The organism is Serratia sp. CoH_134_PS_4 (assembly GCF_058190535.1).
Window position 1 is genome coordinate 156,669 of sequence record NZ_JBXWKI010000009.1, and the last position, 25,488, is coordinate 182,156.

At 54.9% G+C, this 25,488-nt stretch carries 24 protein-coding genes; 14 read left to right on the forward strand and 10 right to left on the reverse strand.

Annotation, left to right across the window (positions count from 1 at the left end):
* Positions 1-10 precede the first annotated feature (10 nt).
* Genes AC2FCQ_RS15785 through AC2FCQ_RS15795 form a run of 3 tightly spaced genes read left to right on the forward strand, consistent with a single transcriptional unit; the run spans position 11 to position 2,823 of the window.
* On the forward strand, positions 11-550 hold the full coding sequence (locus AC2FCQ_RS15785) for a fimbrial protein (RefSeq protein WP_209639253.1): 540 nt from the start codon (positions 11-13) through the stop codon (positions 548-550).
* 24 nt (positions 551-574) lie between these two features.
* Positions 575-2,209: a PglL family O-oligosaccharyltransferase gene (locus AC2FCQ_RS15790; protein WP_490308685.1), complete on the forward strand. Its 1,635-nt coding sequence runs from the start codon at positions 575-577 to the stop codon at positions 2,207-2,209.
* A 2-nt stretch (positions 2,210-2,211) separates the two neighbouring features.
* On the forward strand, positions 2,212-2,823 hold the full coding sequence (locus AC2FCQ_RS15795) for a helix-turn-helix transcriptional regulator (RefSeq protein WP_209639258.1): 612 nt from the start codon (positions 2,212-2,214) through the stop codon (positions 2,821-2,823).
* Between the two features lie 12 nt (positions 2,824-2,835).
* Here the strand turns inward: AC2FCQ_RS15795 and ctlX are convergent, their stop codons facing one another.
* Positions 2,836-3,762 carry a citrulline utilization hydrolase CtlX gene (ctlX, locus tag AC2FCQ_RS15800; protein WP_490308686.1) on the reverse strand — a complete coding sequence of 309 codons (927 nt, stop codon included), beginning with the start codon at positions 3,760-3,762 and terminating at the stop codon, positions 2,836-2,838.
* Positions 3,763-3,897: 135 nt separating this feature from the next.
* Here ctlX and AC2FCQ_RS15805 point away from each other — a divergent pair, with 135 nt between their 5' ends.
* On the forward strand, positions 3,898-4,320 hold the full coding sequence (locus AC2FCQ_RS15805; RefSeq protein ID WP_404760816.1) for an Lrp/AsnC family transcriptional regulator: 423 nt from the start codon (positions 3,898-3,900) through the stop codon (positions 4,318-4,320).
* On the opposite strand, the gene AC2FCQ_RS15810 is transcribed toward AC2FCQ_RS15805, so the two are convergent.
* Genes AC2FCQ_RS15810 through AC2FCQ_RS15820 form a run of 3 tightly spaced genes read right to left on the reverse strand, consistent with a single transcriptional unit; the run spans position 4,317 to position 5,317 of the window.
* Positions 4,317-4,652, reverse strand: a complete 336-nt coding sequence (locus AC2FCQ_RS15810) for a DMT family transporter (protein ID WP_265556063.1) — start codon at positions 4,650-4,652, stop codon at positions 4,317-4,319. The two genes, AC2FCQ_RS15805 and AC2FCQ_RS15810, sit on opposite strands and share 4 nt — an antisense overlap.
* Positions 4,653-4,679: 27 nt before the next feature.
* Positions 4,680-4,979 (reverse strand): hypothetical protein, encoded by a 300-nt coding sequence (locus tag AC2FCQ_RS15815; protein ID WP_490308687.1) that lies wholly within the window; start codon positions 4,977-4,979, stop codon positions 4,680-4,682.
* A 32-nt stretch (positions 4,980-5,011) separates the two neighbouring features.
* Positions 5,012-5,317 carry a DUF406 family protein gene (locus AC2FCQ_RS15820; RefSeq protein ID WP_265556064.1) on the reverse strand — a complete coding sequence of 102 codons (306 nt, stop codon included), beginning with the start codon at positions 5,315-5,317 and terminating at the stop codon, positions 5,012-5,014.
* Between the two features lie 352 nt (positions 5,318-5,669).
* On the opposite strand from AC2FCQ_RS15820, the gene AC2FCQ_RS15825 reads away from it, so the two are divergent.
* On the forward strand, positions 5,670-6,116 hold the full coding sequence (locus AC2FCQ_RS15825) for a universal stress protein (protein ID WP_265556065.1): 447 nt from the start codon (positions 5,670-5,672) through the stop codon (positions 6,114-6,116).
* A gap of 255 nt (positions 6,117-6,371) precedes the next feature.
* On the opposite strand, the gene AC2FCQ_RS15830 is transcribed toward AC2FCQ_RS15825, so the two are convergent.
* A complete protein-coding gene (locus AC2FCQ_RS15830; protein WP_490308688.1) occupies positions 6,372-7,598 on the reverse strand; it encodes a BaiN/RdsA family NAD(P)/FAD-dependent oxidoreductase in 1,227 nt (408 codons plus the stop codon).
* A 345-nt stretch (positions 7,599-7,943) separates the two neighbouring features.
* Here AC2FCQ_RS15830 and pitA point away from each other — a divergent pair, with 345 nt between their 5' ends.
* The gene (gene pitA, locus AC2FCQ_RS15835; protein WP_209639313.1) at positions 7,944-9,446 is read left to right on the forward strand and encodes an inorganic phosphate transporter PitA; all 1,503 of its coding nucleotides are present in this window, start codon (positions 7,944-7,946) and stop codon (positions 9,444-9,446) included.
* A 73-nt stretch (positions 9,447-9,519) separates the two neighbouring features.
* Here pitA and uspB read toward each other — a convergent pair whose 3' ends face one another.
* Positions 9,520-9,855, reverse strand: a complete 336-nt coding sequence (gene uspB, locus AC2FCQ_RS15840; protein WP_061808549.1) for a universal stress protein UspB — start codon at positions 9,853-9,855, stop codon at positions 9,520-9,522.
* Positions 9,856-10,474: 619 nt separating this feature from the next.
* Here uspB and uspA point away from each other — a divergent pair.
* The 8 genes from uspA to AC2FCQ_RS15880 all read left to right on the forward strand — a co-directional run bounded on the left by uspA (position 10,475) and on the right by AC2FCQ_RS15880 (position 19,714).
* Positions 10,475-10,921, forward strand: coding sequence for a universal stress protein UspA (uspA, locus tag AC2FCQ_RS15845; protein ID WP_012147365.1), 447 nt, complete (start codon positions 10,475-10,477; stop codon positions 10,919-10,921).
* A gap of 321 nt (positions 10,922-11,242) precedes the next feature.
* Positions 11,243-12,586 carry an NADP-specific glutamate dehydrogenase gene (gdhA, locus tag AC2FCQ_RS15850; protein WP_490308690.1) on the forward strand — a complete coding sequence of 448 codons (1,344 nt, stop codon included), beginning with the start codon at positions 11,243-11,245 and terminating at the stop codon, positions 12,584-12,586.
* Positions 12,587-12,924: 338 nt separating this feature from the next.
* Entirely contained in the window at positions 12,925-13,911 is a 987-nt protein-coding gene (locus AC2FCQ_RS15855; RefSeq protein WP_209639318.1) for an autoinducer 2 ABC transporter substrate-binding protein, read from the forward strand.
* Positions 13,912-14,010: 99 nt separating this feature from the next.
* On the forward strand, positions 14,011-15,510 hold the full coding sequence (locus AC2FCQ_RS15860; RefSeq protein WP_404760813.1) for a sugar ABC transporter ATP-binding protein: 1,500 nt from the start codon (positions 14,011-14,013) through the stop codon (positions 15,508-15,510).
* The gene (locus AC2FCQ_RS15865) at positions 15,503-16,492 is read left to right on the forward strand and encodes an ABC transporter permease (RefSeq protein WP_209639324.1); all 990 of its coding nucleotides are present in this window, start codon (positions 15,503-15,505) and stop codon (positions 16,490-16,492) included. The genes AC2FCQ_RS15860 and AC2FCQ_RS15865 overlap by 8 nt, the downstream gene beginning before the upstream one ends.
* A 1-nt stretch (position 16,493) precedes the next feature.
* On the forward strand, positions 16,494-17,447 hold the full coding sequence (locus AC2FCQ_RS15870) for an ABC transporter permease (RefSeq protein WP_209639328.1): 954 nt from the start codon (positions 16,494-16,496) through the stop codon (positions 17,445-17,447).
* Positions 17,448-17,477: 30 nt separating this feature from the next.
* Positions 17,478-19,115 (forward strand): FGGY-family carbohydrate kinase, encoded by a 1,638-nt coding sequence (locus AC2FCQ_RS15875; RefSeq protein WP_209639331.1) that lies wholly within the window; start codon positions 17,478-17,480, stop codon positions 19,113-19,115.
* The gene (locus tag AC2FCQ_RS15880) at positions 19,115-19,714 is read left to right on the forward strand and encodes a KpsF/GutQ family sugar-phosphate isomerase (protein WP_265556072.1); all 600 of its coding nucleotides are present in this window, start codon (positions 19,115-19,117) and stop codon (positions 19,712-19,714) included. Before AC2FCQ_RS15875 ends, AC2FCQ_RS15880 begins: the two co-directional genes overlap by 1 nt.
* 63 nt (positions 19,715-19,777) lie before the next feature.
* Here the strand turns inward: AC2FCQ_RS15880 and AC2FCQ_RS15885 are convergent, their stop codons facing one another.
* The 4 genes from AC2FCQ_RS15885 to AC2FCQ_RS15900 all read right to left on the reverse strand — a co-directional run bounded on the left by AC2FCQ_RS15885 (position 19,778) and on the right by AC2FCQ_RS15900 (position 25,433).
* Positions 19,778-21,676 carry a bifunctional metallophosphatase/5'-nucleotidase gene (locus AC2FCQ_RS15885; protein WP_490308692.1) on the reverse strand — a complete coding sequence of 633 codons (1,899 nt, stop codon included), beginning with the start codon at positions 21,674-21,676 and terminating at the stop codon, positions 19,778-19,780.
* Positions 21,677-21,869: 193 nt separating this feature from the next.
* Positions 21,870-22,622 carry a 16S rRNA (guanine(1516)-N(2))-methyltransferase RsmJ gene (gene rsmJ, locus AC2FCQ_RS15890; protein WP_490308693.1) on the reverse strand — a complete coding sequence of 251 codons (753 nt, stop codon included), beginning with the start codon at positions 22,620-22,622 and terminating at the stop codon, positions 21,870-21,872.
* Between the two features lie 8 nt (positions 22,623-22,630).
* On the reverse strand, positions 22,631-24,673 hold the full coding sequence (prlC, locus tag AC2FCQ_RS15895; protein ID WP_265556074.1) for an oligopeptidase A: 2,043 nt from the start codon (positions 24,671-24,673) through the stop codon (positions 22,631-22,633).
* A 298-nt stretch (positions 24,674-24,971) separates the two neighbouring features.
* Positions 24,972-25,433 carry an HIT family protein gene (locus AC2FCQ_RS15900; protein ID WP_404760809.1) on the reverse strand — a complete coding sequence of 154 codons (462 nt, stop codon included), beginning with the start codon at positions 25,431-25,433 and terminating at the stop codon, positions 24,972-24,974.
* Between the last annotated feature and the right edge of the window lie 55 nt (positions 25,434-25,488).

A 25,488-nucleotide genomic window follows, 5' to 3' on the forward strand; every position in this document is an offset into this window, starting at 1 on the left:
AGAAAAGACGATGCGTTTGCGTGCCTTAGCACTATTGAGTTGCACACCCTTATTGTTTGCAACGCTGCCCACCCTGGCAGATACCGAACTGGTCGGTTCGCCATTACAGTTTCACGGCACCGTCGTGAGCCGGCCGTGCAATATTGAGCCGCAATCGGCCGATCAGGTGGTGGAGATGGACACCGTGATCGTCAAAACCCTGTATCGCTACGGTCACAGCAACCCGGTGCCGTTCAACATCAAGCTGACCGACTGTAAAACGTCGGTGTTCAAATCGGTCAATGTCACCTTCAGCGGCACCGAAGACAGCGAACTGCCGGGCAAACTGGCGATCAATAACGGTACCAACGGTGCCGCCATCGCCCTGTTTGACAGCAAGGGGGCCGACATTGATTTGAACCAGGCCACCAGCGCAGTGGCATTGCAGGACGGTGCCAATATCCTGAATTTCACCGCCTATGTGCAAGGCCACCCCAGCGCGATACAGAATAAAACCATTACCGAGGGTGAATTCAGCTCGGTGGCCAACTTCGTACTGGCTTACCAGTAAGCCCGGCGGTTGCAGGAAAACGTCATGATGTCCAAACCCAAAGCGGCCTGGTTATTCGGGCTGGCGGCATTTTATTGCCTGATCGCCATGCACATTTACTGGCCCAATCGCGGCGGCAGCGGGTTTTACCTGCCGTGGAATCTGGTCGGTGGGATTTTCATCGCCCTGACAGTTATCGGCGCGATGTTGTTCAGCCGCCCGCCGTTAATGACCTCGGCCTTTTTTAACCGGCTGGCGCTGGGCGGCCTGATTCTATTATTGCCGTTGTTATGGGCACAGCAGCCCTGGCTCAGTGAAGCCCTGCCGCGTCTGATGGGGCTGGTACTCGGCGTGCTCGCTTACTTTGCACTGCTGCAAATTCCGCTCGACCGCGTACGCAGGCGCAACCTGCTGATGCTGTTATTGGCAGCAACGGTGATCGAGGCCGTGTTCGGCCTGGTGCAATACGCGCTGCTGCAACCTGGTAACTGGATCGGTTACAACAGCCTGAAAAATCGCCCTTACGGCATCTTCCAACAATGGAACCTGATGGCCAGTTTTATGGCCACCGGCCTGGCGTTGGCGCTGTATCTGTTGAGCACCCGTCGCCCTTTGCCGCGCCACCTGCAATGGCTGGCAGCAAGCATGCTGGTGCTGGCACCGCTGTTGTTGATCGTTATTGCCTCACGCGTTGGGGTGCTGGCGGCCATATTGCTGTCGCCGTTCCAGCTGTGGGTGCTATACCGCCTTCATCGCCGCCGTGCCGCCGTCGCCGTGCTTTTACTGATTGCCGGGATAGCCGCTGGACTGCTGCTGGTAATGCTTAACGGTGCCACAAGGGCAATCACCGTGGCGGAGCCGATTGTTTATCGACTGGCCTACTGGCTGGAAGCGTTGCGCATGATCGCCGAGCGCCCCTGGTTCGGTTGGGGCTATGGGCATTTCCAGCACGATTTCCTGCATCACTTTTACACCACCCATAGCACGGGTATGGAAACTGTCGCTATCAGCCACCCGCACAACGAAATATTGCTGTGGGGCGTCGAAGGCGGCTTGTTGAGCCTGGGCGGTGTCGCCGTGATCTGCTGGGGGTTTTGGCGCTTGCTGCAACGCACGCGCGCGCTGCCTTTGCGCCCTGCCCCCTGGATGGCGGCGCTGCCCATCCTGCTACATATGATGGTGGAGTACCCACTTTACCTTTCTGCTGCCCATGCGGTGCTGCTGCTGGCGATCCTGCGCGCCGCCGACGTGCCCCGCCGTTTGCCGCTGCGCTCCCGTGCTCAAACCCCGCTGCGGCTGGCCGCCGCAGGCATCGCGGCATTGATGGTGCCTTATCTGCTCAATGGCCTGCACAGCGCGTTGATTATTACCGCCGTGGAAAAAAGTGGCCTGCGGCAATTCGACCCTATGGGCCGGGTCATCACGCCGACGCCCTGGCAGGTGCGTTACGACTACGACGTGCAGTTACAACGGCTGCTGCAATACCCGCAAACCCGTGATACGGCGACGTTGCTGAGCTACCAACAGTGGGCGGAAAACGAAATCCGCGTGCGTCCGGACGCCAATATTTACATCAACCTGATGGCCGTCAGCCGATTGCTGCAACACCCCGAGCGAGCCGCCAGTCTGCAACGTCAAGCCAAGCGACTGTTTCCGCACGATCTGCGCTTTGAGGAGTAACTATGCTTAATATTCGGTTCACCCTGTTGGGTAACGATAAATTTTATCAGCTTGGTCTGCGCCTGTTGGTCGAAGATTACCTTAATGGTCTCAATGCAAGCCGTCGTGGTTATTCGGCTGATTTGCAGGAACTGGAGCCGATAGAAATTATCTTCCGCACGCTGGAAGAGGGTTGCGGCTGTGCCCGCTGTTATCAAAGCCCTTATCAGACGCCACGCCACCGGCAAATGACCGTACTGATCCTCAACGATCGCGAAGCTCACTATGCGCATAAGCATCCGGCGCTGTTTTGCATTAATCGGCGCGACGATGACGCCGTCATCCGTAGCAAGCTACAACTGGCATTGGAACGTTTCTGCCAGCAACCCTGGGTCGCCTTGCACGCCAGCGGCATCTGGAAATGCCGGCAGTGCCGCATCGCCGCCCTGAGCCACTGCGAAAAAAAAGTGCTGAGGCTGATGAGCACCGGCATGTCTGCCTGCACCATCGCTGGCATGTTGCACCGCAGCCAAAAGACAATCAGCGCCCATAAACGCTCGGCAATGCGCAAGCTCAACGTCAACAAGAGCACCGAGCTGAACAAAATGTTGCTCAATCAATTGGGATTAGGCTGAGTACGGGCCGGCTCAGGCCAGCGAGAGCTTCTTTGGCAGGAAAATCTCCGCCAACATGCAGCGCGCCCCGCCGCCGCCGAGATCTTCAATGATATCGATCGGCCCTAACGCCAGGCGGGCATAGCCGCCGATCAGCGCTTGCTGCTGTGGCGTGAAGCTGGCCCACGCCCGGGTCGACATGGCGTAAACCGGGTGGCCGTCTTTGGCTCGCAGTTCCAGCACGTTGCAGGCAAAGGCCTCCATCTGAGCGAAGCTGACGTCAATAACGGTTTTTCCACTGCGCTTCAGCGTGGCGATCAGCACGCTTTTTTGCGCTTGGTCGCGGATGCTGGCAAGGCAAACAACGGCATATTGCGCGCCGACGCTCAGCATCACGTTGGTGTGATAAATGGGCCGCTCGAGGCGGTCTGCAGCGTCGAACCAGATAATCCGGTAGCCGGAGTGGTGCTCAAATTCGCGCCCTACGTCCGGCGAACTTCGTGACGACAGACAGGCGTAAGCCAGCTTGTGAACGTGATCCAGGATCAGCGAGCCGGTGCCTTCCAAAAAACGCCCTGTCAGCTCGTAGGCCGAAAGATCAATCTGTCGTTCAACCTTAAAATCGTTGGCGAGCTGCTCAATAATGTCCTCGCGACGCTCCCGTCGTCGGTTGTTGGCTTCCATCGGAAAGGTGTACAGGCTGCCGTCAGCCAGCAGTGCAATCCAATTATTGGGGAATAACGCATCCGGCGTTTCCTGTCCGCCAGTATCCTCTATCACCGTCACCTCGATGCCAGCTTGCGTCAGCGCGTCGACATAACCGTTAAAGGCAGCTAAGGCTCCCACCGCGTGATCTTCATGATTCACCGCGTTTTTCTGGAAGAAATTACTGTGCCGGGTTTCTTGATTGGCGGCAAAGCCAGATGGCCGAACCATAAAAACGGATTGGGTGGTTTGCATGCTGTTTCTCACTGGGATCGGGGATGAAAATGCGCCCCCATTATGGAAAATCAATTTGACGCCAAACAGTGTGATAACTGGCTAAATTGCTCTATATTTTTACAAACCGACACCAACCTGTGACACTTTGACAACATGAATGACACCGACCGCCAGATCCTCGCCCTGCTGCGTGAAAATGCCCGCGCTTCGATCACCGAGATCGCCAATAAGGTGCGAGTTTCGCGCGCTACGGTACAAAAAAGAGTTGAGGCGCTGGAAGCGCAGGGAATCATTACCGGCTACACCATCCGCATAAAGCCAGGCGTGGAACATAACCGCATTCGCGCCTGGATGTCTGTGGCCGTTGAAGGCACCCGTGCACAAAGTGTGTTGCAGCAATTACGTATCGAACCGTCGGTCTTCACCCTGCATACGACCAACGGTAAATGGGATATTTTGGTGGAAATCCGCACCGACAGCCTGGAGAATTTCGATAAAATTTTGGGCCGCATCCGCCGCATCGATGGCATTTCCAACACCGAAACCAGCATTCTTCTCTCGACGCACAAGGCTTAACGGCTCGCGGCAGGTTTGACTACCCCACATTTTAGACAGGCAATACCACAGATAATGAATAAAAAACCCAATAGCTTGAGGGGCGATACCGAATCATGAAACAGCAGATAACTCAAAGAAACGATCAGTATAATGCCAATGCCTTCCCATAGGGCATAAGCAATGCCCAGAGGAATGGTTCTGATTGCTTTGGCAAAGAAAAAATAGGAAATGCATATCGCTATTAATGTAATAAGGTAAAGTTTATCGCACTGATAGACCTGCGCGTATTTAATGCAAATGGTTCCCATCACCTCAAATAATATGGCCAGCAACAGCATAATCCATTGCATTATCCTTCCCGGTATTTTGTCTATAAATTAAGGAGGGGTTAACTTTAGATCTGCTGGGCGTGCACAAAACCTGTCTTTATTATGTTCACTCCAGTCAGGGTCTATCAGGCTTAACTTCCCTTCGGTTATTTTCATAATGCTTTCACCCGCGACCGCCGTACCATAGACCGATGACAATGCATCGGCCATGCCTCTGCCGTATTTCTGGATAAAAGCCACCGCCAGACGAGGCGTTTCCGTCCCCTGATTGATGTCGCAAATTCGCCCCTGAATAAAACGAGTCAGTTCTCTCTCACAAATGACGATCGCTATTGTCATATCTTTCATGATTTCATAACCTGGAAAATTAAACGGCGGGATTAGTCGTGGATACGATGCTGCATCTCCAACTCAAAGATAATCGCTTCTGCCTGGCAGGAAAACGTCATGTCGATCCTGGCAATATACTTTTTATTCAATATCTTGACGGTATGAGACAAATGGCAGGGGTACTTTTCAGATGCCACGTTGTTGGCACGGATCTCCATCTCCTCAAAGTGTGCCATGGCCTGCTCATAGGTATCGAAATGGTTAGTGACGGTCACCGTGCAATTCTCGTTGTCCAGTACCGAGCCCATATCAATGGAACACCCTTTATCACTGCATTTATCCAGCAAATCTTTCATCTTATTTCCTCTTCAGTATGTTGTTGGCATCATGTTAATAATAAATTTTATCGTTAAAAAAATGAGGGAGCAAAAGTCGGAAGTCATCACTCCCCCAAAACCAGAAAATTGGATTCACAAATTGCATACTTAACGCCAGCTACCTAGGATTAACGGATAATCGCCTCCTTTGATGTTACGCTTCTCGATGACTTTGCTTTCGACGATTGATAATAAACATTGTTAACCTTTAAATTCAACGACCACATTAATATAAAAAAGTCGTTACCCTGACCGGTTATTCAGGTTTGATTTAAAACCCTTCTGGGTAGACGCTATTATCAAGACAATCAGAATAGAAAAGGAGAGCCGTATGCTTTATAAAAATATACTTGTGGCATTGGACTTAAAAGACAACAACAAGAAACTGCTCGACCGCGCCCTTTCTCTCAGCCATGCCACTCAGGCGAAGTTGTATGTCGTGCATGTCGGCGTCGATGTCAGTGAGCTGTATTCTGGCGTGGTTATCGATCCTCTGGATAGCTTTCAAACTCGGGTGATTAACGATGACGTTAACCTGTTAAAGAAATTTCTACTCGATGGCGGCTATGATACGTCCTCGATTGTCGAAGCACTGGAGGTCGTCGGTGACTTTAATCGGGAAATCGAAAAAATCCTGTTTGAAAAACATATCGAGCTGCTGATCTGCGGGCATCGGCATAATTTCCTGAGCCGACTCATGCCGACATCCCGTCATTTGATTAACAATGCCAAAACCGATGTCTTGCTGGTGTCACTGCCCGAGAAAATCGATAGCTGAGCGTCCGTTGCACAAGGGCGAAATACCTACTTAGCCCCCGGATAAGCTATCAAAAATTAACTTAGCCTATCCGGTAATACTGAAGTATTAGATGAGTCTTTTTTAAAGACACCTTTGAATGACGCCTGATCGATCGGCATTTTTGAAGTGTCCAGGCCGTTCTCAAACTGATCGCGATCATACTTACGCATTTGTGAAGAAAACATCACGCCATAACCACGTTTATCACAGGGGGAATGTAGTAGTGCCTGATTATCAGCCTTCATGCTCCGTACGGCTTTGTTGTCGCTGCACCGCCGCCAGCGCCTGAGCGCAGGCCCAGGCCGAGCTCCAGGCCCACTGGAAGTTATATCCCCCCAGCCACCCTGTCACATCCACCACTTCACCAATGAAATACAGACCCGGCACCTTGGCAGCTTCCATGGTCTTGGAAGAGAGCGCTTTGGTGTCTACGCCACCGAGCGTCACTTCCGCCGTGCGATAACCTTCGGTGCCGTTAGGCTGTACACGCCAGTTTTGTAATGTTTCCACCAGCGCAGCCTGCTGCGTCGGGTTTAGCTGTTTAAGCGTGGCTTCCGGCAGTTGCCCCAACGTCTGTAAACACTCCACCAAGCGCTTTGGCAGGTGCAGCGCCAGGGTATTCTTCAGGCTTTGGTTAGGATGAGCCTGACGTTGCTCATTGAGGAAGCCCGCCAAATCAAGCGTAGGAAGTAAGTTAACGCTCACAAACTCACCAGGTTGCCAGTAGCTGGACAGCTGCAGCACCGCCGGGCCAGACAGGCCGCGATGGGTAAACAGAATGCTTTCTCGGAAGCTGACGCCGTTTTCTGCGGTGATCACCGCCGGCACAGACACACCGGACAAGGTCTGTAGGTGCTCCAGCAGCGGTTTATGCAGCGTGAAAGGCACCAGCGCGGCGCGCGTTGGCAGCACCTTCAGGCCAAACTGTTCGGCCAACTTGTAGCCAAAGGGTGAAGCGCCCAGGCCCGGCATCGACAGACCGCCGCTGGCCACTACAAGTGAGCGAGCACTTACTTTATCGCCATTCAGCGTCAACTCGAAGCCATCCGCGGTTTTTTCCACGCTCAGCACTTCGCTGCGCAGACGGGTCGTCACCTGGCCCAACTCACATTCTTTGACCAGCAGTTCGACCACTTGCTGTGCCGAGTCATCGCAGAACAGTTGCCCCAGCGTTTTCTCGTGATAGGCGATGCCATAGCGGTTGATCAGATCGATAAAATCCCACTGGGTGTAACGCGCCAATGCCGACTTACAGAAATGTGGGTTATTCGACAGGTAAGCGGCCGGTTCCGTGTACATATTGGTAAAGTTACAGCGCCCGCCGCCGGACATCAGGATTTTACGCCCCGGTTTTTTGCCGTTGTCGAGCAGCAGCACCCGGCAACCCAGTTGCCCTGCCTGAGCCGCGCAAAACATACCCGCTGCGCCCGCACCTATTACCACGACATCAAACTGTTCCACCTGCGCCTCTCTGAATATCCCCTGCATACTTGAAGCTGCCGCTCCAATTATTTTGGGTGTAAAAACCACAATCGCGACAAAAGGCCGCCATATTACGCCGTTTCGCCACCGGTAACCGGCAACTTTACGGCGGCAGATTGTAAAGCCATGACGCCGGCAACGCCATAGTAAGAAAATATTACAACGAGCCAGACAGCATAACGCGCTGATATTTCATATCTTTGTCATATCGGTGCCATCGTTTCGTCATATCTAAATCAAAAAAACGTCATATTTTCCTTTTCCCCGGCCCCGGTTGTCACTGATAATGCGCGGCGTTCATGTCCACAAACTGGCGTAACGCTTATGCTGCATTTGTTCGCTGGCCTGGATTTCCATACCGGCCTGATGTTAATTCTCGCATTGTTGTTCGTGTTGTTTTATGAAGCCATCAATGGTTTTCATGACACGGCCAATGCGGTTGCTACAGTAATCTATACCCGTGCCATGCGCTCGCAACTTGCGGTCGTGATGGCTGGTTTGTTTAACTTTCTTGGCGTTATGCTCGGCGGTTTGAGTGTTGCTTACGCCATTGTTCATCTGTTGCCAACAGATCTGTTGTTGAACGTCAGTTCAGCACACGGATTAGCCATGGTGTTCTCCATGCTGCTGGCGGCTATCATCTGGAACCTCGGCACCTGGTATTTCGGTCTGCCGGCCTCCAGCTCCCATACGCTGATTGGCGCAATTATTGGTGTGGGTTTGACCAACGCACTGATGACACACACTTCGGTGGTGGATGCGCTTAACGTCCCGAAAATGATTGGTATTTTCCTGTCATTGCTCATCTCGCCGCTGGTCGGCATGATGGTCGCCGGGTTGATGGTGTTTGCCTTGCGCCGCTATTGGAGTGGCACCAAGAAACGCCAGCGTATCCACATGACCCCTGCGGAACGTGAAAAGGTCGACGGCAAACGTAAGCCGCCGTTCTGGACGCGCATCGCATTGATCCTGTCGGCTATTGGCGTCAGCTTCTCGCATGGCGCTAACGACGGCCAGAAAGGTATCGGCCTGATTATGCTGGTGCTGATCGGCGTGGCGCCAGCGGGTTTCGTGCTCAATATGAATGCAACCGGCTATGACATCACCCGTACACGTGATGCCGTTGCCCACCTGCAGCAATATTACCAACAGCACGGTGATGCCTTGTCGCACGTGGTCGCTCTCACTCCGTTGGTGCCAAGCCCGGACGAGGACGTATCGTCGGATAAACCCGCCGAGTTCCACTGTGACAGTGCCCGCGCTATGCCGGCGATTCAGCTTGCTTCCGGCTTGCTGAACAACCTGCAAAGTTACGATCAACTGACGGTAGATCAGCGCAGCCATCTGCGTCGCCTGCTGATGTGCGTAACGGATACTGCAGACAAGATCGCTAAGCTGCCTGAAACCTCAAGCCAGGACCAACGTTTCCTGAAAAACCTGCGTCAGGATCTGCTGCAAACCGTTGAGTATGCACCGATCTGGATTATCGTCGCGGTTGCTCTGGCGTTGTCACTCGGCACCATGGTGGGTTGGCAGCGTGTGGCGACCACCATTGGCGAGAAAATCGGTAAGAAAGGCATGACTTACGCCCAAGGCGTGTCGGCTCAGATGACCGCAGCCTTGTCGATTGGTGTTGCCAGCTATACCGGCATGCCCGTGTCCACTACCCACGTACTCTCTTCGGCGGTTGCCGGGACGATGATCGTGGACGGCGGCGGCGTGCAAAGCAAAACCGTGAAGAACATCCTGTTGGCCTGGTTACTGACCTTGCCGATCTCGATACTGCTTTCCGGTTCACTGTATTGGTTGGCACTTAAGCTGATCTAAGCAGTTTGCTCCATGAGAAAGGCGGCCCTGGTGGCCGCCTTTTCTTTGTCTGCTACGCGGAAAACAAACGGCCTTAATACCAGATCATCAGCGCGATAAGGCTGATAAACACCAGCCCGCTCAGGGCGGACGTCAACATAAACTGCCCGCGCACCCGCTCACAGCGGCGAATAAATTCCGGATCATGATGCTCGACATAGCGCTGCGAGAAGATATAGCGCACCAACCTTATCTGTTTGCTCGGCTGGCCATGAGCGGTAAAGAAGCCGCCGCCGTCGACATATTGGTACAGCAGCGGGTCGCAGCCGCGCAGAACCACCAGCAGCGCACGCAGAGAAGAGTAATACCGCACCATGTTTAACACACACACCACACACAGAGCCCAAAACAGCGCGACGGTACTGATCATGATTGCCTCCTCAAGGCGTTGTTATCCACGGCGCTCCGCCGGGTCCAACTGCCCTACCTCTATACACGCATTACTGCTGGAGCCTACCGCTCCGATCCCCTTGTCACCGCACAGGCCGCGCATAACCCACCGCCTCTGGAGACAGCCTATCGCCATGCGGATACCTATCGCGCAGCTTTAGCTCAGAGGGGAAATGATAAGGCCCATAGTCATTATTGTAGGTTAACGAAACACAAACTGGCCTGAGCAGTAGATAAAATTTACCGCAACCCGCCATTTTGTCATCTGCCGATGGGTTATAACTCATAACCGCCCTGACAGACGCTGACGGTCTTTTCTTCTGCCCAAAGGGGTATTTAGGGCTATACTCTGTTCAAGAATGCTTATATTTCAATCGGTCAACCTTCACGCAGCCCTATAGGCGATAGGATTTCCTGCCTGGTGGGTGTACAACTGACTGAGTAGAGATAAAGAGATTTTTTGATGCGATGCAGTGTGATCGCCCCAACATATCATTACGTTATCTGAATGATAAAATGCAGGTAAACCTGAAGCGCCAGGCTGGTACGCTGAATGCCTGCTAACCTTTTAATCGGCATTATATGGAAGGAGTATTCTCATGGCTTACAAACACATTCTGATCGCGGTAGACCTATCACCAGAGAGCAAAATCCTGGTGGAAAAAGCCGTATCTATGGCGCGTCCGTACAACGCCAAAGTTTCCCTGATCCACGTAGATGTTAACTATTCCGACCTGTACACCGGCCTGATCGACGTTAATCTCGGCGACATGCAGAAACGTATCTCGGAAGAAACGCACCACGCGTTGACCGAGTTGTCACAAAATGCCGGCTATCCGATTACTGAAACCCTGAGCGGCAGTGGCGATTTGGCGCAGGTGCTGGTCGATGCCATCAAGAAATACGATATGGACCTGGTACTCTGTGGCCACCATCAGGATTTCTGGAGCAAGCTGATGTCCTCCGCACGTCAGTTGATCAACACCGTGCACATCGACATGCTGATTGTGCCGTTGCGTGACGAAGACGAAAAAGCCGAAGATTAAGTAAGCACACACTAACATAATTAGCCTACGCCCGCTTTCGCGGGCGTTTTTTGTTCCGCTGCCATCATTAATCGCTTGATAATCAACCGCCCTCCAGTGATATAGTCGCTAAAGACACAACATCCTCCCCCAGAGGTTATCCATACCCATATTTATAAAAATAATGGGGGAAAAATCACGCTATACCCAATCGCTTACAGGTTACAGCCAGGCGGCAAACGCATGAATCCCCAATAACTTGGCTATATCAAGTGGCTGGGGTGAGGGCGGGAAGCCAACCACGCTGTAGTGTGGAAGACGAAGGGTAAAAAGGAGTTATCCATGGAAAATGCTTCATCGGTAGAATCATTCCTGTCTTCGTTACAACAGCATAATCCCCATCAGCCGGAATATTTGCAGGCAGTCAGAGAGGTTTTCACCTCGCTGTGGCCGTTTATCGAGCGCAACCCGCGCTATCGCGAATATGCACTGCTGGAACGCTTGGTGGAGCCAGAGCGCACCATCCAGTTCCGCGTCAGTTGGGTAGATGATCGCGGCCAAGTGCAGGTCAACCGTGCCTGGCGCGTGCAGTTCAACTCCGCCATCGGCCCCTACAAAGGCGGTATGCGCTTCCACCCATCGGTGAATTTGTCGATTCTGAAATTCCTTGGCTTTGAGCAGACGTTTAAAAATGCGCTGACCACCCTGCCAATGGGCGGCGGAAAAGGCGGTTCGGACTTTGATCCCAAAGGCAAAAGCCAGGCAGAGATCATGCGTTGCTGCCAGGCACTGATGACAGAGCTGTATCGCCATCTGGGGCCAGATACCGACGTGCCTGCCGGGGATATCGGCGTTGGCGGCCGGGAGGTCGGCTTTATGAGCGGCATGATGAAAAAACTGTCCAACAACACTGCCTGCGTGTTTACCGGCAAAGGGCTTTCATTTGGCGGCAGTCTGATTCGCCCAGAGGCTACCGGCTATGGGTTGGTGTACTTTACCGATGCCATGCTGCAACGCCATGGGCTAGGTTTTGAAGGCATGCGAGTCGCCGTTTCCGGTTCAGGTAACGTGGCGCAGTACACCATTGAGAAGGCGCTGGAGCTGGATGCGCGTGTGATCACCGTGTCAGACTCCGGTGGCACGCTGGTCGATGAGGCCGGTTTCACTACCGAAAAACTGGCCCATTTGGCGGAGATCAAGAACCAGCGCTATGGCCGGGTGGAAGATTACGCCCGCGAGCGCGGTCTGACGTATCTGGCCGGTCAGCAGCCGTGGAGCGTGCCGGTGGATATCGCCCTACCTTGCGCCACCCAAAATGAGCTGGATCTGGACGCCGCGCAGATGCTGATCCGCAACGGCGTGAAAGCCGTGGCTGAAGGCGCCAATATGCCAACCACCATTCAGGCAACCGATGCATTCCTGGACGCCGGCGTGCTGTTTGCGCCAGGCAAGGCCGCCAACGCCGGTGGCGTGGCGACGTCTGGTTTAGAGATGGCGCAGAATGCCGCACGCATTGGCTGGCGGGCGGAGAAAGTGGATGTACGTTTACAACATATCATGGCGGATATTCATCAATCCTGTGTGGAATATGGCGGTGAAGGGAAGCAAACTCACTACGTACACGGCGCCAATATCGCTGGATTCGTCAAAGTCGCCGACGCCATGCTGGCACAGGGCGTGCTCTAACATCGCCGTAAGGTGATCTTGTTCACACAACAGATAAATGCTTCAATGCCGGCCCCCAGGCCGGCGTTTTTACCCCCTCAACACCCCCGCATCGACACTCATTTTGTTTCTTATTTGTTATTTTTAGTTTAATTAATTGTTAATTTTATGGTGTTTTTACGTGGTAAAATTACCACCCCTAAATTATTAAACATTTAATTAACATTAAAACCGTCATAATTTTACCTAAATGTGTGCAGATCACACTTCCCTAACTCTCGTTACGCGCCCTCTTCCATTCCTTTGTAATCTGCTCCGGTGGAATAAAACCACCCCTACAGATAAAAAAGGTACAGCGAATGAAATTTAACCTCGCATTATTAAATGCATGTGTGGTTTCTGCGTGCATGTTATCGACAACACCTGCCTTAGCGGCTGAAAAGTACGAGATTGCCGTGGTCGCCAAAGTGACCGGCATTCCCTGGTTTAACCGTATGGAAGTCGGCGTCAATGACGCGGCGAAAAAGCTCGATGTGAATGCCTATCAGACCGGGCCTTCTACCCCAGATCCTGCCGCACAGGTCAAAGTGATTGAAGACCTGATCGCCAAGAACGTTAACGCCATCATCGTCGTACCCAACGACGCCAAGGTACTGGAGCCGGTGCTGAAGAAGGCACGTGAAAAAGGCATCGTGGTGCTGACGCATGAATCACCGGATCAGCAGATTGGCCAGTGGGACATTGAAACCATCGACAGCGAGAAGTATGCACAGGCCAACGTCGATGAGCTGGCAAAAGACATGGGCGGCAAAGGCGGTTATGCCATTTACGTCGGGTCACTGACCGTGCCGTTGCACAACGCGTGGGCGGATTCCGCCATCAAGTACCAGAAAGCCAAATACCCGGACATGTTCGAGGTCACTTCGCGCCTGCCGGTGGCGGAAAGCATCGATAAATCCTACGCCACCACGCTGGATTTGATGAAAACCTACCCGCAGATGAAAGGCATTATCGGTTTCGGCTCTCTCGGCCCGATCGGTGCCGGCCAGGCAGTCGCCAAGAAGCGCGCCAAGGACAAGATTGCCGTAGTCGGTATTGCCATGCCGGCACAGGCTGCACCTTACCTGGTACGCGGTGACATCAAGAAAGCGCTGCTGTGGGACCCGAAAGACGCGGGTTATGCGCTGGTGACGGTCGCCGATCAGTTGTTACAGGGCAAAGAAGTGACGAAAGACTTGTCGATCGAAGGGTTGGGTAAAGCCGACGTCGATATGGATAAGAAAGTGATTCGGTTTAATAAAATTCTTGAAGTCACCAAAGATAATGCCAAATCGCTAGGATTTTAATTTTCAGTAATATTACGCCACACCGGGAAAGTTATTAAATAACGTCGGTGCGCAGCCTACCGCGCCCGACAATAATAAAAACCTGCACAGGTTAACGCTATGGCTACATCCTCCGCATTTATTACCCTGGAGAATATCAGTAAAAAATTCCCAGGGGTGCTGGCATTGGACCAGATCAACCTGACGCTAAATATTGGCGAAGTGCACTGCCTGGCCGGACAAAATGGCTGTGGCAAAAGCACCATAATTAAAATTATTTCCGGCGTTTATCAGCCGGAAAAAGGCGCCAATATTTCGTTGGAAGGAAAACTCTTTCATTCCCTGACACCGCAGCTGTCTGGCTATTACGGTATTCAGGTGATTTATCAAGATCTGTCTTTATTCCCCAACCTGACCGTGGCGGAAAATATCGCCATTCACCGTTATCTGCCGGGCGGCCATTTCTGGGTGCGAAAACGGGTTATGCGCCAGACGGCACTGGACGCCATGGCACGCGTCGGCGTGCATATCGATCCCGACGCGAAAGTCGAAAAACTGTCGATTGCCGACCGCCAACTGGTGGCGATTTGCCGCGCCATTGCCGCCGAAGCACGGCTGGTGATCATGGATGAACCCACTGCCTCACTCACACGCCAAGAGGTCGACGGCCTGCTGCGGGTCGTTAACGAGCTGAAAGCAGCAGGCATCTGCGTGGTGTTTGTCAGCCACCGACTGGACGAAGTGATGGAAGTCGCCGACCGTATCAGCGTAATGCGCGACGGTAAGCTGGTCGGCACTTACCCGGCAAGCCAGCTGGACAGCCATGAGCTGGCGTTCCTGATGACCGGCCAACGCTTCCACTACAGCCAACTGCCCGCGCTGCCACCGACCGACGGCGCCCCCTTGCTTGAGGTTCGCAACCTGAGCCGGCAAGGAAAATATCAGGCGATTAATCTGTCACTCCACGGCGGCGAGATCGTCTCGATCGTCGGGTTACTTGGCGCGGGCCGTACCGAGCTGTGCCTTAGCCTCTTCGGCATGACGCGTCCCGACAGCGGTGAAATCAGGATAGGCGGCCAGCCGGTGCAACTGCATAACAACCGCGAAGCTGTACGTCATGGGATCGGCTATGTGTCTGAGGATCGCCTGACGCAAGGGCTGATCATGGATCAGTCGATCTACGACAACACCATCGTCACGGTGTTTGATCAATTGCACACCTCACTCGGGCTGCTGGATCACGCCAAAGCCACCGAGTTGGTCAATCGGCTGATCCGCGATCTGAACATTAAAGTTTCCGACAGCGCGTTGCCGGTCAAAACCCTGTCAGGCGGCAATGCCCAACGCATCGCTATCGCCAAGTGGGTCGCGACCAAACCGAAGATTTTGATCCTCGATTCCCCCACCGTGGGGGTCGATATCGCTAACAAAGAGGGGATCTACCAGATCGCCAAAGATCTGGCCGCACTCGGCATGGCCGTATTGATGATTTGCGATGAGATCCCAGAAGCCTACTACAACAGCCATCGGGTGATGGTGATGCGTAAAGGCGAGCTGATCGCCGAGTTTTCGCCGCACCAGAGTACCGAACAACAGATCGCCGAGGTGGTGAATGGATAAGTCATTACTGGCCCGCCTGGCCGGCCGGCACGAGTTTTACCTTGGCTTGTTGGTGTTACTGCTGGCCATTGGCCTGAGCGTCAGCACCAGCGAATTTCTGACGCTGGGCAACCTGACCGATGTTGCCACCAGCTATGCCATTCTCGGCATCCTCGCCTGCGGCCTTTTCGTGGTGTTGATTGCCGGGGGTATCGATATTTCGTTCCCGGCCATCACCGCCATCGCCCAGTATGTGATGGCCAGTTGGGTGATTCAGCACGGCGGCGGCTTCCCATTGGCCTTTGGCCTGGCGATCGGCGTCGGCTTGCTGCTGGGCCTGGTGAACGGTTTTCTGGTTTACTGGCTGAAGGTGCCGGCGATCATCATCACCATTGCCACACTGAACCTGTTCTACGGCCTGTTGGTGTATGCCACCAAGGGTACCTGGTTATACGGTTTCCCCGACTGGTTTATGGATGGCATCAGCTGGTTTTCGTTCCAGGGGAGTGACGGTTATGACTATGGCCTGACGCTGCCGCTACTGTGCCTGCTGGCGGTGATTATCGTCACTGGCGTGCTGATGAACTTTACCCGCCTTGGTCGCCAGATCTTCGCCATGGGCGGCAACCGCGATGCCGCGTCGCGCCTGGGGCTAAACCTGCTGCGGTTGCATTTCTACGTTTACGGCTACATGGGCATTCTGGCGGGCATCGCCGCCGTGGTGCAGGCACAGATCACCCAGTCGGTGGCGCCCAACTCCCTGCTCGGCTTTGAGTTGACGGTGCTGGCGGCGGTGGTGCTGGGCGGTACCAGCATGACGGGCGGTCGCGGTTCACTGACCGGCACGCTGCTCGGTGTGGTACTGCTGGCATTCCTGCAGAACGGTTTGACGCTGCTCAGCGTATCGGCCTATTGGCACCAGGTGTTCAGCGGCGCGATCATTTTGATCAGCATCAGCAGCACCGCCTGGAATGAAAAACGTAAGCTGGCCAAGGAGCTATGACATGACTCAGTTAACCCGCCTGATCCCGAACGATCGGATCATCCGCCTGCAGAGTGCGATCATTGTCGTTGTGGCGCTGCTGTTCGCCGGGCTGCTTGGATCGCGCTTCTTCAGTCTCGGCAATTTCCAGTCGATCGCCTCGCAGTTACCGATCCTCGGCATGCTGGCGCTCGGCATGGGCATTACCATGCTGACCGGCGGCATCAACTTGTCGATTATCGCCGGTGCCAACGCCTGCTCACTGGTGATGGCTGCCATTATCGTCAGCCATCCGGATCACCCCCTGTTCCTGGTGCTAGCCCTGCTGGCCGGGCTGCTGGTTGCCGTCGCCATTGGTGCACTTAACGGTGTGCTGGTGGCCTGGATCGGCGTTTCGCCGATTCTCGCATCGCTCGGCACCATGACGCTGATCACCGGCCTGAATATATTGCTGTCCAACGGGGCGGTGATCTCCGGCTTCCCGGCAGCGATTCAGTATCTGGGTAATGGCAGCCTGCTCGGCATCCCGGTGGCGCTGCTGCTGTTCCTGCTGGTCGCCGTTGGCCTGTGGCTGCTGCTGGAACACACCACGCTGGGGCGAAGCCTGTATTTAATCGGCTCCAACGAGCAAGCCACCCGTTTTAGCGGGGTGAACACGGCCAGAGTGCAAATCGCGGTCTATATCCTGTCCGCCCTGCTCGGTTGGGGCGCGGCGCTGCTGATGATGGCCAAATTCAACTCGGCCAAGGCCGGTTACGGCGAATCCTACCTGTTGGTGACCATTCTGGCCTCGGTGCTGGGCGGCATTAACCCAGACGGCGGGTTTGGTCGGGTTCTCGGCCTGGTGCTGGCGCTGATCGTGCTGCAAATGCTGGAAAGCGGTCTCAACCTGTTGGGCGTCAGCAGCTATCTGACCATGGCCCTGTGGGGTGCGGTGCTGATCTTGTTTATCGCGTTACAGAATCGAAAAGTTTAGGTTGCGGACACAACCTTTAGGAGAAAAATAATGGCGAGCTATTTTATTGGCGTAGACGTAGGCACCGGAAGTGCGCGCGCAGGGGTGTTCGATCTCAATGGCCACATGGTCGGGCAGGCCAGCCGGGCTATCGATTTGTACCGCCCGAAGGCGGACTTTGTTGAGCAGTCATCTGACAATATCTGGCAGGCGGTATGCAACGCAGTGCGTGATGCAGTCAACCAGGCCGACATCAACCCCATTCAGGTCAAAGGGTTGGGCTTTGACGCCACCTGCTCTCTGGTGGTGCTGGACAAAGAAGGCCAACCGCTGACCGTCAGCCCATCCGGCCGTACCGAACAGAATATTATTGTGTGGATGGATCACCGGGCCATCACTCAGGCCGAGCGTATTAACGCCACCAAACACCGGGTGCTGGATTTCGTCGGCGGCATCATTTCGCCGGAGATGCAGACCCCCAAAATGCTGTGGTTGAAGCAGCATATGCCGACCACCTGGGCCAATGCGGGTTACCTGTTCGACCTGCCGGACTTCCTCACCTGGCGAGCCACCCAGGACGCCACCCGTTCGCTGTGTTCGACGGTATGTAAATGGACTTATCTTGGTCATGAACAGCGCTGGGACAAAAGCTATTTCAAACAAATTGGGTTGGAGGACGTGCTAGAGCACGATGCGGCCAAAATCGGCAGCGACGTCAAAATGATGGGCGAACCGCTCGGCCACGGCCTGACTCAGCGTGCCGCCAGTGAAATGGGGCTGATCGCCGGCACGGCGGTCAGCGTGTCGATTATCGATGCCCATGCCGGCACGCTCGGCACGCTGGGCGCCACCGGGGCCTCCGGTGAAGTGGCTGATTTTAATCGCCGCGTCGCACTGATCGGCGGCACCTCCACCGGCCATATGGCCATGTCACGCACCGCCCGGTTTATTCCCGGCGTGTGGGGGCCCTATTACTCGGCCATTCTGCCGGAATACTGGTTGAATGAAGGTGGCCAGTCCGCCACCGGTGCACTGATTGACCACGTCATCCAGTCGCACCCGTGTTATCAGGAACTGCTGGCGCAGGCAAAAACGCAGGGTCAGACCATCTATGAAGTGCTGAACGCCCTGCTGCGCCGTATGGCTGGCGAGCCGGAGGATATTGCCTACCTGACCAAAGACATTCATATGCTGCCGTATTTCCACGGCAACCGCTCGCCGCGCGCCAATCCGACGCTGACCGGCACCCTGACCGGGCTAAAACTGTCCCGCACGCCGGAAGACATGGCGCTGCATTATCTGGCAACGATCCAGGCCATTGCGCTCGGCACTCGCCATATTATTGAAACCATGAATCAAAGCGGTTACAGCATCGATACCATCATGGCCAGCGGTGGCGGCACCAAGAACCCAATCTTCGTGCAGGAACATGCCAATGCCACCGGCTGCGCCATGCTGTTGCCGGAAGAGAGCGAGGCGATGCTGTTGGGCGGCGCGATGATGGGAACCGTGGCCGCCGGGGTATTCGATACCCTGCCGGAAGCGATGAGCGCCATGAGCCGTATCGGTAAAACCGTCACGCCGCAAACCAACAAAATCAAACAATACTATGACCGTAAATACCGCGTGTTCCATGAGTTGTATAACGACCATATGAAATACCGCCAACTGATGCAGGAGGATGCCTGATGCAACAGGAATGGCAGCGGGCAACTGAGGCCTGGGCAATCTACAGCCAGGAGCTGGCCCAGTTGGGACAACGCATCGACGCGCAGACCTGGCAAAAGTTGCTGACGTTGTTAGCGGAGTGTCAGGGCAAAATTGTGGTCACTGGCGTCGGCACTTCCGGCATTGCGGCGCGCAAGATTGCCCATATGCTGGCCTGCGTGGAACGACCGGCCATTTATCTCAATCCCACCGACGCGGCACACGGCGATCTGGGTTTTCTGCGCAGTGATGATCTGATGATTTTGATTTCACGCGGGGGCAATTCCGACGAACTGACCCGCCTGTTACCCACGTTGCAAGCCAAGGGCGTACCGCTGATTGGCGTGACGGAAAACCCGGATTCGGCGATCGCCAAAGCCTCGCCATTGGTGATAAGCACAGGCGTGGAAAATGAAATAGATCCGCTGAATATGCTGGCAACGACCTCTATCGTGCTGGTATTGGCAATTTTCGATGCTGCCTGCGCCTGCCTGATGGAACGCAGTGGCTACGACAAAGAAACGCTGCTGGCGGTACACCCTGGAGGGGACGTCGGCAAACGCCTGCTGGAGGGGAATTAAGCTTTAGCCGGTATGATGTGGGCTCAGCATGCTGAGCCCCTACGCATGCTGAGCCTGCAACTATCAGGCCTTATTAATCGCTTCAATAATCACTAACCGATCGCTCAGACGCTTTTTCTCCACCGGATCGCTGGCGGTGGCTAACTGCGCTTTCAGCGCTGCCTGTTGCTGTTGGCGTGCTTGTGGCTCACCGATCAGGAGCTGTTTCACGTTGAATGACGCGACATTACCGTAACGCCCATCTTCGCTGGTTGGCACGCTGATTTTGCCGTCGTTCAGCAACTTTTCGACGATTTTACGCTCACGGTCATAACCTTCCAGCCCAACCAACTGCCAGCGCTGCACCGCCTGTCCCTGATACTGACCTTTTTTCACCTCGGTCAAATAACGGATAGTCAGATTGCGGATGGTGCCTGCCTCTTCGCCGTATTCCACCTTGCTGTCCGACAGGACCGGGAACTGCATGCCTTCCAACGCACCGCCTTTTTGCGTCAGGTGCCCCATGCGGTAACTGTTCATGCCCAGACGGATCGGCGTGCTGTCGGTCACTGGCGTGCCGTCGGCCATGCGCAGATCGCGGATACGCTGCCCGGCCGGTTGGCGCAGGTCGATTTTGTAGGTCACGCCATCGAAGAAATCATTGGTGGAGTATTTTGACGCACGACGCTGCGGGTTGAAGCTGTAAGTCACATCGCCATCATGCAGTTGGTTAAAGTAACCTGCCGACCATTCCATGTACTTCTTCAATTCTTTACCGCTGAGTTGATAGACGGTGATCTCACCGCCGGCATACTGGTAGTTAAAAGCGATGTCTTTGGCCGTGATCGTACCGACGTTCAATTTTGGTCGGTCGTTATCAATCTGCAACGCAATCACCTGCGCCTTAGGCGCATAGTAACGGCTGGCTTCCTGATACAGTTTGCTGATGCCGGTGTCCTGCACATGAACCTGCGGAATCCCCTTTACCGCATCCGGTGGTACCAGATCCTGGCCGGTCAGTTGAGCAATAGGTCGGTTGGCGTTCGCTCGCAGAATCTTGTGGTACGGCCGGTAAATCTCTTCCAGCTTTTTATCCGACGTGATGCCTTTGATCGGGTAGGTATAACTGTCTTTGTTGATCAGCACGTACTTGCCGTTGTGCTGCTCAAACTGTAAATCGATACGCGACAGTGCGCGGCCATATTTGTCCGGCTCGGTAACGATCACGCCGTTGATCACGTCTTTATCGACTTTCACGTGCATATGCCCGGCAACAATCGCCGCCAGTTCCGGGTTAGCGCGAGCAATGTCGCCCACACCGGTGCCTGGGCGCTGGTTTTCGTTGTCGATCCCCATGTGCGCGACCAGCACAATGGCATCTACTTCACCCTGAATCTGCTGAATCACCTGCTTTACCGCCTGCACTGGGTCGGTAAAGTTGAGCCCTTTCACCCGGTCGGTGCCCTTGGCAAATTCCGCGGTCATCGGCGTATCCATGCCGATAATCCCGATTTTCACGCCTTGGCGTTCAATGATTTTATACGCCGGCAGGTAGGGTTTACCGCTGTCCCACAGAATGTTACCGGCCAATGCCGTGCCCTTGAACTGGTTCAGTGAGGTGGAAAGGGGTTTGAGGCCAAAGTCGAATTCATGGTTACCCATCACCCAAACGTCGTAGTTGAGCGCGTTAAAGCCGAGGATCATCGGGCTGGTTTTATCGTTCTTAAAGGTTTCGACAAAGTTACCCTGAAGGGTATCGCCAGCATCGACCAGGATCACATTCGGCTGCTGAGCGCGCACCTGATGCACCTGAGTCGCAATTTGGCTCAGGCTGCCGGCCAGGTTTTCGGTATCGGTTGAGTAATCCCAGGGCACAAAGGTGCCGTGCAGATCAGACGTGCCAAGAATGGTGATATTGACAGGTTCAGAGGCCATCGCAGAGGTACCCAGGCATAGCAAAGCGGCAAGGAGTGTCTTCTTCATATTTATCTAATTATAGGAAGGGAAATGAAAAGGAATCATGCGATCTGGAACACAAGCTTGCTAGTATCTTTGCAAGGTAAAAAATAAAATTGGGAGGTGGATCAATGAATACCTCCCTATTTCGCCCTCTATGCCCTAAATAATTGGCGTTGTATCAAGGTGGCTTGCAGGGACGCAGCATGCTGCGTCCAAATTACCGTGGATAGGGCATATAAATATCGAAACGGTGACTCTTGGTGGTCGACGCCGCATGCGCCGGCACGTTGGCCAACGGCGGGGCGTAATCCGGGCGCTTTACCACTACGCGCTTGGTCGCCAAACGGCGTGCCGGTTCCAGCAGGCCATCGGCGTCATCGTCGCTGCCCACCAGCGACTGGAATACCCGCATTTCTTTCTTCACCAGCGCACTCTTCTGCTTGTGCGGGTACATCGGGTCCAGATACACGACCTCCGGCCGTGGCTCAATATCACCCAGCGCCGTCAGGCTGGAAGCGTGCAACAACGTCATACGCTCACGCAACCACGGGCCGATTTCCGCATCCTGATAGCCGCGCTGTAGGCCATCGTCCAGCAATGCCGCCACCACAGGGTTACGTTCCAGCATCCGCACCTTGCAGCCCAGCGACGCCAGCACAAAAGCATCGCGCCCCAGACCGGCAGTGGCGTCCACCACGTCCGGCAGATAGCTGCCCTTGATGCCGACGGCCTTCGCCACAGCCTCACCCCGTCCGCCGCCAAATTTGCGCCGATGCGCCATAGCGCCGGAAATGAAATCGACGTAGATCGCCCCGAGTTTGGGTTCGTCACGCTTACGCAGCTCCAACCGTTCAGGCGTCAATACCAGCGCCTTCAGCGCGTCGTCGTCCGAGGTTAACTGCCAGCGTTCCGCCAGAATAGACAAGGCGCCGGGATCGGCGCCTTCTTCACACAATAAACACACGCTCACCGGTGGGGTTATCCTTTAATACCGTAATGGCGCAGCATAGCATCCAGCTGCGGCTCACGGCCACGGAAGCGTTTGAACAGTTCCATCGGTTCTTCAGAACCGCCGCGCGACAGGATGTTGTCGAGGAAGGACTTGCCGGTTTCGGCGTTGAAAATCCCCTCTTCTTCAAAGCGCGAATACGCATCGGCCGACAGCACCTCCGCCCACAGGTAGCTGTAGTAACCCGCTGCGTAACCACCGGCAAAGATATGGCTGAAAGCATGCGGGAAACGGCCCCAGCTTGGTGAAGGCACGACTGCTACCCTTTTTTTCACTTCCGCCAGTGTTGGCAAGATCTGTGCGCCCCGTGAAGGGTTGTATTCGGCGTGCATGCGGAAATCGAACAGACCGAATTCCAACTGACGCAGAATGAACAGCGCCGCCTGGTAGTTTTTGGCGGCCAGCAGCTTGTCGAGCATCTCTTTCGGCAACGGCTCGCCACTCTGGTAATGACCGGAGATAAACGCCAGCGCTTCCGGCTCCCAGCACCAGTTTTCCATAAACTGGCTCGGCAGTTCGACGGCATCCCATGGCACACCGCTGATGCCGGAAACGCCCGCGGTGTCGATCTGAGTCAGCATATGGTGCAGACCGTGACCAAACTCATGGAACAACGTAGTCACTTCGTTATGCGTGAACAGCGCTGGCTTGTCGCCCAGCGGCCGGTTGAAGTTACAGGTCAGGTAAGCAACCGGTTTTTGCAACTCGCCGTTGGCCTTGCGCAGGCTGCCGACACAGTCGTCCATCCATGCCCCACCGCGCTTGTTCTCGCGTGCGTACAGGTCAAGATAGAAGCTACCGCGCAGCTCGCCGCTCGCGTCGAACAGGTCAAAGAAGCGGACCTCTGGATGCCAGGTATCCACATCCTTGCGCTCTTTGGCAGTGATGCCGTAAATACGTTTAACCACTTCGAACAGCCCTTCCACCACGCGCTGTTCCGGGAAGTACGGGCGCAGTTGCTCGTCGCTGATCGAGAACAGATGTTGCTTCTGCTTTTCGCCGTAATAGGTGATGTCCCAGGCTTCCAGCTCATCCACACCGTAATGTTGTTTGGCGAAGGCACGCAGTTGAGCCAGCTCTTGCTCAGCCTGGGGACGGGCACGTTTGGCCAGATCGTTCAGGAAACCGAGCACCTGCTCCGGGTTTTCGGCCATTTTGGTCGCCAACGACTTGTCGGCGTAGCTGTCAAAGCCCAACAACTGGGCCAGTTCGTGGCGCAGCGCCAGCGTTTCCGCCATCACGTCGCTGTTGTCCCACTTGCCGGCATTCGGCCCCTGATCGGAAGCACGGGTAGCAAACGCGCGATACATCTCTTCACGCAGTGCACGGTTGTCGCCGTAGGTGAGCACGGGCAAATAGCTCGGCATATCCAGCGTCAACAACCAGCCGTCCTGCTCTTTGGCCTGCGCCATTGCCTGAGCCTGAGCCAATGCGCTTTCCGGCAGGCCGCTCAGCTCAGCTTTATCAGTGATAAGCTTGCTCCAGCCCATCGTCGCGTCGAGAACATTGTTGCTGTATGTGGAACCCAGTTCGGACAGACGCGCGACGATCTCGCCGTAGCGACGCTGTTTTTCCGGTGACAGGCCGATGCCTGACAATTCAAAATCACGCAGCGCATTTTCTACCGACTTACGCTGTGGCGCACTCAGGTCATTGAATGCCGCCCCTTCTTTCAGGCTGCGATAAGCCTGGTACAAGCCTTCGTGCTGCCCAACCCAGGTGCCGTACTCAGACAGCAACGGCAACGCCTGCTCATAGGCCGCGCGCAGCTCCGGGCTGTTTTTTACCGAATTCAGATGCCCAATCGGCGACCAGATGCGCGACAGGCGATCGTCAGACTCCGCCAGCGGCTGACACAGGTTATCCCAGGTGAATGGCCCCGGCTGCGCGACAACGCGCTCTACCGCAGCGCGGCAATCGGCCAACGCGGATTGCACCGCAGGCACGATATCTTCAGGGCGAATGGCGGAAAACGGCGGCAGGGAAAACGGGGTCAGCAACGGATTTGTCATAGGGCAGTCCTGATTAGCGTTGGGGCCCGCCGCAACGGGCAGGCCTTAAAATGCGTATGAATATCTAACATGGAGCCAAGGAGCAGGAAAATCAATGGCCGGGCGTTGATAGATAGTGCCGTCTAACGGAACGGTACGCCACTTAGCCTCACTTTGGCTTTTTCATCGCGGCTAAAACGAACGGTTATGCGGAGGATTACCCTGCCTATTGGTCGTGCAACTCTCCATTGCCTGAACCTGAAACGCAGCCAGACAAAACAGGGCCGCACACAGCCGCCCTATAAACCTATCCATCGATTCAGTCCTGATAACCACGGATCTGCGCTGCCAACGCGGCCAGATGCTCGTCATCGGCACGCGCTGCGTCGTGGGAAGACAGGTAGCCTTCATAGCGTTCGAAGAACTTCACTGATTTCGATTCAATCGGTTGCCACTCCGCCAGCACAGCGGTACCGTGCATCGGAATCAGCTTGGCATGCACATGGTCGACGCCAAAGCCTTCAAATACCATGCCGCAGCGCCCCACGTCGTCAAACGCCCGGTCGAGCAATTGCGCGACCCGCTTGGTGGCCAGCATCAGTTCGCTGAGCACCTCATCCGGCAGTGCAAAGGCGTAGCTCTCATAATGCGCCTTGGGGATCACCACGCTGAAACCCTCGGTATTCGGGTAGATGGAAAGGAACGCCATATGGTTATCGTCCTCCCAGATTTTATGGCACGGCACCCTGCCCGCCACCATTTCGCAAAATATGCAGTTCATCGTCCCCTCCTGAATGCAGCGGCGAGCCAACGGCCCGCCGTAAAAGGCCCTTCAG